Here is a 4,432-nt window from a genome sequence, read left to right as displayed (position 1 = left end):
CCCCTGGGGATGGGACGGGAAAGGGCGGCGGGGGCGAAGAGAACCCGGCCGTCACACCGACGCCCGCTCCACCACCCGCGGCTGCAGGTCCGCGTTCTCCAGGACATCCCGCAGATGACGCTCGGCCACCGGCAGCACCTCGGCGATCGTCACGTCCCGCCCCAGCTCGCCCGCGAGCGACGCCACCCCCGCGTCACGGATCCCGCACGGGATGATCCGGTCGAACCACTTGTTGTCCGGGTTCACGTTCAGCGCGAACCCGTGCATCGTGACCCCCTTCGCGACCCTGATCCCGATCGCCGCGATCTTGCGGTCCTCGCGCCGCTGCCCGGCGTTGGAGGGCGCGTACTCCGGCCCGTTCATCCGGGGATCGAACTCGTCGTCGGTCATCCGGGGGTCGAGGTCCAGCGACAGTCCGCCGAGCCGCTGCTCGACCGGATCGCCGAGCACCCACACACCGCTGCGGCCCTCGACCCGGGTGGTCTCGACGCCGAACTCCGCGCACGTACGGATGAGGGCTTCTTCGAGGCGCCGTACGTGGGCCACCACGTCCACCGGGCGGGGCAGCTTCTGGATGGGGTAGCCCACCAACTGGCCAGGACCGTGCCAGGTGATCTTGCCGCCGCGGTCGACGTCGATCACGGGGGTGCCGTCGAGGGGGCGCTCGTTGTCGGCCGTGCGCCGCCCGGCCGTGTAGACCGGCGGGTGCTCCAGGAGCAGCACGGTGTCGGGGACCTCGTCCGCGAAGCGCGCCGCGTGCACCCGGCGCTGCTCGTCCCAGGCCTCCTGGTACTCGACGGCCTCCGTGCCGAACCCCATGCGGACGAACCGCAACCCACTCACGGCAAGCGCCTCCCTCGGCGGTACCGCCGGACGGCGGACCGCGATAGCCCCTGTGGCTCTGTCAGGCGCGTGGCGCGCCCAAGCCACTGTACGACCGTACGACCGCGTGCTGTTCGAGCGGTCTCCGGCGCCCGCGACCCGCACCACCGGCCCCGGCTGTCCGTACGGCCGGCCGTGCGGACGGTCGTACGGCTGTCCGTACGGCCGTCCGCGAAGGTGCCCGGCGGCCGTCGTGCGCGGCGCGGGGGTGCGGGCCGACGCTCGTCGTACGCCGCGGCCGCCGGGCGTACGAGGGGCCCAGCCGGCGCGTGTCGGAGGCCGCCCGCGTCAGCCGTGCGGCAAATCCTCACACGATCGGATGAATGGATCCGAAAGTGTGCGATCGGGCGCTTACTCTCCGCTACATTCGCGCCGTTCACAAGGCCGCAAAAGGCTTCTCACCAGGCAATCCGGGAAACCCCGCCGACACCCGGAAGGCAGGAGACCGCACCGCAGATGACGGAACGACCCGCGCAGCGCACCCCCAACCGCCAGCTCGCCGCCCTCATCGCAGAAGCGGGGTTCTCGAACGCGGGACTAGCGCGCCGTGTGGACCAGCTCGGTCTCGAACACGGCCTCGACCTCAGATACGACAAGACGTCGGTCACCCGCTGGCTGCGCGGTCAGCAGCCCCGGGGGACGACACCCGCACTCATCGCCGAGGTGTTCACCCGCCGCCTCGGCCGCCGGCTCACCGCCCAGGACCTCGGACTGGACGCCTGCGCCCCCGTCTACGCGGGCCTGGAGTTCGCCGCGACCCCCGAGGAGGCCATCGACATCGTCGGCGGCCTGTGGCGCAAGGACTCCGGCAGCCACGCCGAGCTGCGGAAGATCGCCTTCACTCCCGCCGGACTCGTCGTCCCCAGCCGCGACTGGCTGATCGGCCGCGCCGACGACCGGGTGGGACGCGGTGACCCGGCAGCCACCCGGGTCCCCCCGCAGGGCCGCCCGGTCGTCCCCCGGCAGCGCAGCCAGACCGAGCGCGGCCCCGGCCAGAAAGTCACGGGCGGGGACATCGCCGCCCTCCGCTCGGTCGCTGAACTGTTCCGCGCGCTCGACGACGCCTACGGCGGCGGCCACGCCCGCCAGGCCCTCGTGCGCTACCTGGAGCACGAGGCCGAGCCCATGCTGCGCGGCGCCTACGGCGAACAGATCGGCCGACGGCTGTTCGCGGCCGCCGCCGACCTGACCCGGCTGGCCGGCTGGACCTCGTACGACATCGGCGCGCACGGGCTCGCCCAGCGGTACTTCGTGCAGGCGCTCAGGCTGGCGCAGGCGGCGGGGGACCGGTCGTACGGGGCGTACGTGCTGGTCACGATGAGCCGTCAGGCGGTCTATCTGGGGCACGGACGGGAGGCCGTGCAGCTCGCGCGCGTCGCCCAGCAGGGCGTCGGGTCGGCCGTGCCGCCGGTGGTGCAGTCGCTGCTGCACTCCGTGGAGGCACGCGGGCACGCGGTGCTGGGCGAGGTGCGGGCCTCCACGGCCGCGCTGGTCCGTGCCGAACGCGCCCTGGAGACGGCCCGCCCCGGGGACGAAGTCCCGTACTGGGCGCGGTTCTTCGACGAGGCGCAGCTCGCCGACGAGTTCGGCCACAGCCACCGCGACCTCCAGCAGTACCGTGCGGCCGCCCAACACGCGGAACGCTCCCTGCAGTTGCGGGCGCCCGCCTACGCCCGCAGCCGCCTCTTCTGCCGGGTCGTCCTCGCCTCCGCCCGCCTCGGCCTCGGCGAGCTCGACCAGGCCTGCCAGCTCGGCGCGGAGGCCGCCGGTCAGGCCGCCGAGATGCGGTCGGTGAGGGCCGTGGAGTACGTCCGCGACTTCGAACGCCGACTGGAGCCGTACCGGGACGCGGCCCCCGTACGGGGCTACCGGGACAAGGTGGCGGCGCTGATGTAGACGTACGGCACGCGACAGGGGCGCCCGGAGACATTCCGGGCGCCCCTGCGCCGTTCACACGGTCCCGCGAGACCGACGAGGCCCGGCAGCTCCCGGCAGGCCCCCGCCAGGTCTCACGCGGCCGTTTCCAGCGGCTCCTCCAGGAAGGCCGGGTGGGCGTCCAGGTCGGTCAGGACGGAGTGGGCGGCCCGGCGGGCGGAGTGGAGGGCGCCCTGGACGGTGCTGGTGTCGCGATGGTCACCGCAGACGTAGAGGCCGGCGAGCAGACGCACCGGGCGGCGTGGATCGTGCGGTGCGGGCATCGCGGGGACCGCCTCGGGGACGTGGTACGCGGCGAGCAGCTCCCAGCGGGTCGTGGACGTGCGGTAGAGGCGGGCCAGTTGGGCGCGGACCGTGGCGTCGAGGTGCGCGGCGTCCGGGGGAGTGCCGAGGACCGTGGAGGTGATCAGGGTGCGGCCCGCCGGTGCCCGGCTCGGGTCGACCTGGCTGATCACCGCCGTGTGCGAGACGGGCCCGCTGCGGTCGGCGTCGAGGAGCAACGCCGGTTCGGTCAACGGGGGTTCGTCCGTGGCGTGGTGCAGGACCGTCACCGGGTGGAACCCCGGCACGCGCAGGCCGGGGAGCAGTTCGGCGGCGGAACGGGCGTCCGTGGCCAGCACCACGGCCCGGCAGGCGAGTTCGCCGTGGTCCGCCGTGGTCACCGAGGTCGTGCTGATGGCGGTCACCCGCACCCCCGTACGGACCGAGCCCGGTGGCAGCGCGGCCGCGAGGAGTTCGGGAAGGGTGTCGGCGCCGCCCTCCGGGACGCAGAGCCGGCCTGTCGCGTAGGTGTGCAGGGCCAGGTCGGCGCAGCGGCTGGAGGTCGCCAGCGTCGGGTCGGCGAGCAGCGCGGTCAGCAGGGGACGGACGAAACCGTCGATCGTCCGGGGCGGGAAGCCCCGGGTCGCCAGGGCCTGGGAGGCCAGCACCTCGGCCCGGGTGAGAAGCCGTTCGGGCGCGGTCGCGGCGAGCCGGGCCAGGGCCATGGCCAGCCGGGACTGGTCGGCGGGGGCGCCCAGCCGACCCGGTCGGGTGCCCGTGGCCCTGGCCTGGGCACGGCCCTGGTTCCGGGGGAGCCTGGGGGCGCTTGCGAGGGCGCGCGCGGCTGTGAGTGCGCCCCTCGCGCTCCGCAGGACCGGGGTGGCGCCGGCCCGTTGATGACGGCCGTCGGAGTGCAGCAGGACACCGGGGGCGAACGGGCGCAGGGGCAGGGTGTCCACGCCCGGGGTGCGGCGCAGTTCCGGGTACGACGTGGAGAGCAGATGCGTCGTCCGGTCGAGGCGGAAGCCGTCGATCTTCTCGGTGGACATACGGCCGCCGACGGCGGGGGCGGCCTCCAGGACGAGGGCCCGCAGCCCCGCCCTGGTCAGATGTCCGGCCGCAGCGAGGCCGGCCACGCCGGCTCCTACGACGATGACGTCCACGTTCTCCGTGTCCGCCGGGTACGCCGACTGGTGCACCGACTCAAGCACGTGCCCCTCCCGAGGTCGCGCGGCTGCGGGGACGTTATGCCCCCAACACCCATTTGAAATACCTGAGTTCGGCATGAGAGTGAAGGTGGGGGCCGGTTCCGGGGAAGGAGCGTGTGACCTCGCACGGGGGCATGGAGGGGGTG

3 protein-coding genes are annotated in these 4,432 nt (G+C 74.0%); 1 reads left to right on the top strand and 2 read right to left on the bottom strand.

Annotated features, from left to right (window positions below):
• Positions 1–51 precede the first annotated feature (51 nt).
• Positions 52–843: a lipoyl(octanoyl) transferase LipB gene (lipB, locus tag P1P70_RS41255; RefSeq protein WP_319247122.1), complete on the bottom strand. Its 792-nt coding sequence runs from the start codon at positions 841–843 to the stop codon at positions 52–54.
• A gap of 495 nt (positions 844–1,338) precedes the next feature.
• Here lipB and P1P70_RS41250 point away from each other — a divergent pair, with 495 nt between their 5' ends.
• Positions 1,339–2,778 carry a regulator gene (locus P1P70_RS41250; RefSeq protein ID WP_319247120.1) on the top strand — a complete coding sequence of 480 codons (1,440 nt, stop codon included), beginning with the start codon at positions 1,339–1,341 and terminating at the stop codon, positions 2,776–2,778.
• A gap of 113 nt (positions 2,779–2,891) precedes the next feature.
• Here the strand turns inward: P1P70_RS41250 and P1P70_RS41245 are convergent, their stop codons facing one another.
• Positions 2,892–4,289 carry an NAD(P)/FAD-dependent oxidoreductase gene (locus P1P70_RS41245; protein ID WP_319247119.1) on the bottom strand — a complete coding sequence of 466 codons (1,398 nt, stop codon included), beginning with the start codon at positions 4,287–4,289 and terminating at the stop codon, positions 2,892–2,894.
• Positions 4,290–4,432: the final 143 nt, after the last annotated feature.

Origin of the sequence: Streptomyces sp. MB09-02B, from assembly GCF_033794485.1 — a bacterium.
Lineage (GTDB): Bacteria > Actinomycetota > Actinomycetes > Streptomycetales > Streptomycetaceae > Streptomyces.
The sequence above is the reverse complement of the archived record's forward strand: the minus strand, read 5'-3'. Positions and strand labels throughout refer to the sequence as shown.

What these genes read in the sequence shown, in the direction of transcription:
- P1P70_RS41250 (WP_319247120.1), top strand. Translation starts at nt 1,339, where the DNA reads ATGACGGAACGACCCGCGCAGCGCACCCCCAACCGCCAGCTCGCCGCC.